The sequence below is a fragment of the Bacillus sp. L_1B0_5 genome (assembly GCF_000836715.1).
Taxonomy (GTDB): domain Bacteria; phylum Bacillota; class Bacilli; order Bacillales; family Bacillaceae_G; genus Bacillus_A; species Bacillus_A thuringiensis_S.
In genome coordinates, this window is record NZ_JXIS01000194.1 from 1 (window position 1) to 1,987 (window position 1,987).

Genomic DNA, 1,987 nt, shown 5'->3' on the forward strand with positions numbered 1-1,987 from the left:
ATGATACGGTATCCACCAATTAGAATCACTCATGGCCACAAACTCTTTTGCAATACTGTTGTATAGGATTTGACAAATACTAATACCCTCAAAATCATCTTGTGTAACAACAAAATCAGACTGTCTTAATTTGTGCCCGTTTTTATCTGTTGTACCAATTTCAAATTCTTCACTTTTCAACAATTGGACTGTTTTTATCACATTAAATTCCCCCTTTATTTCTTACATGAACATGCTAAAATATTTTTGAAGGCATCTTATTTCTTGTGCCCTTCACCAATACGATCACTCATCACACTTCCCCTTTCTGTTGCTTTATAGCAATGGAAAGGGCTAATTTTTTGGGAAAGCGGCTTTTGCTTTCTTCCATAGCATTTTGAAGCAATTTTAACTTTGTTTCTTTGCAAAGAACTCTCCATACAGATACACCGATTTTCATTTTTTATTTCCCCTTTTCTTTCTTTATTCAATTCTTCTCAAAGCTCTACTTAGCTTTTATATGCCCTAAAATTACTCTGACATGATATATTAACTGCTCACGATCCATCTTCGTATAACCTTTTATCTTATTGTGCTGACAAACGGATTTAAGATCTCTTAATGTCCATTCTTCAACTGGTGGGATATCAATAACAATAGGTTTTGTATTCATTCTTTTCCCCTCCAAAATAACAATTTTATTTAGTTTTTTAATACCTTTGGATTTTCATAGCCATTACCAATCACTTTGATTTAGTGCTATAATTCGAGTGATTGGTAGTTACATTCACTGATCAACCTCATGTAATTTTAATACAAGTTCTCAAGATTCAGCCCCTAGCCGCGCACCGCTAGGGGCTGAGCTCTTTTAAATAAAGATTTTCTTATTTACCGTGGATGTATTCAAATAATTGAACATATTCTTGTAGTTTCTGATCAGATAATTCATGCCATATTATTGATTCGTGTAATCTAAATTCTGATGAACTAACTTTACAAAAAAATTCTAATTCCATTCTTTTAGACTTCATTACCTAAACCTCCATTTTTACAAAATAAAGATTTTATTAAATTTTTTCTAACTCATATTCCGCATACCATGTAGCTGGATGTTCTACAATGTTGTACTGCACTTCCCAACCTATATTGCTCGCATACCACCAATGATCAATTGTAACTACTTCACCGGTTGCTTTAATCCGAACCGTTTCACCATTTTCAAAAAGATGTTTGGTTACATTCATCCTTTAGGACCCCTTTCAAATAAAGATTTTACACAATTCTTACATTTACCTAATTTGCTAAACTTATAGCAATCAACGCACTAATTAAGATCAAACCAATAAATTGCATGGTATTCTTTAATGATTGAATCAATTTTCTCTCTCCTTTCTAGAGGGATGATTTTAAAAATAGGTGTTCTTCCATATGGCTCCCTTCTAAAATCCAAATAGGATACCCAAAAATAAGTAAGTGAAAAGCATCATAAAAATGGAGGTTGCAAAGAAACCATAAAACCAAATCTGATCGGAAATATTTTCTTCAATACCATAATAACGATTTAAATTTTTGTAATTTTCTGAAATGTATTGGTAAAATTTTTTGAGGAATTTAAATTTAAGGTGAGGTTGTGTTAAAATAAGCTCACCAGACGTAATTTTATTAAGGATTTGTTTCATAGCCATTCTTCCTTTCTTAAATTATGATTCTGTATTAGAGAAAGATGTTTTTTGAGCTGGCAGGCTAGGGAACATCTTTCTTTTAAAATATTAGTTTTTTCGTTCTCCAAACCAATTTATCATTGCTTCAGAAGTAATAATCCATTCTTTTCTCTTTCCATTCGGCTTAATAAAGCATTTGATTAATCCCTGTTGAATCATAACTTCTCTTTCTTGATCCGCTTTTTTAGAAATTCCCTCTTGTAACTTGTTCCTTAAAGTTGAATCTGGTATCTTCCAATAGAATGCGGCTTCACTAGGTGTCATGTAGTTATCAATTGCTTTCATAA

At 32.0% G+C, this 1,987-nt stretch carries 5 protein-coding genes and 1 pseudogene; all 6 read right to left on the reverse strand.

The genetic code is table 11. From position 1 onward, the window contains the following. A pseudogene (locus RT27_RS31675) lies at positions 1-198 on the reverse strand (hypothetical protein); the annotation flags it as partial. 94 nt (positions 199-292) lie between these two features. Continuing rightward, entirely contained in the window at positions 293-439 is a 147-nt protein-coding gene (locus RT27_RS35590) for a hypothetical protein (protein WP_197078008.1), read from the reverse strand. A gap of 45 nt (positions 440-484) precedes the next feature. Continuing rightward, a complete protein-coding gene (locus RT27_RS35595) occupies positions 485-652 on the reverse strand; it encodes a hypothetical protein (protein WP_197078009.1) in 168 nt (55 codons plus the stop codon). Between the two features lie 394 nt (positions 653-1,046). Continuing rightward, complete coding sequence (locus RT27_RS35600; protein ID WP_197078010.1) at positions 1,047-1,223, reverse strand: hypothetical protein; 177 nt, start codon at positions 1,221-1,223, stop codon at positions 1,047-1,049. Positions 1,224-1,418: 195 nt separating this feature from the next. Then, a complete protein-coding gene (locus RT27_RS31680) occupies positions 1,419-1,658 on the reverse strand; it encodes a DUF3961 domain-containing protein (RefSeq protein ID WP_043939303.1) in 240 nt (79 codons plus the stop codon). Positions 1,659-1,748: 90 nt separating this feature from the next. Beyond that, positions 1,749-1,985, reverse strand: coding sequence for a hypothetical protein (locus RT27_RS35605; RefSeq protein ID WP_000643706.1), 237 nt, complete (start codon positions 1,983-1,985; stop codon positions 1,749-1,751). Between the last annotated feature and the right edge of the window lie 2 nt (positions 1,986-1,987).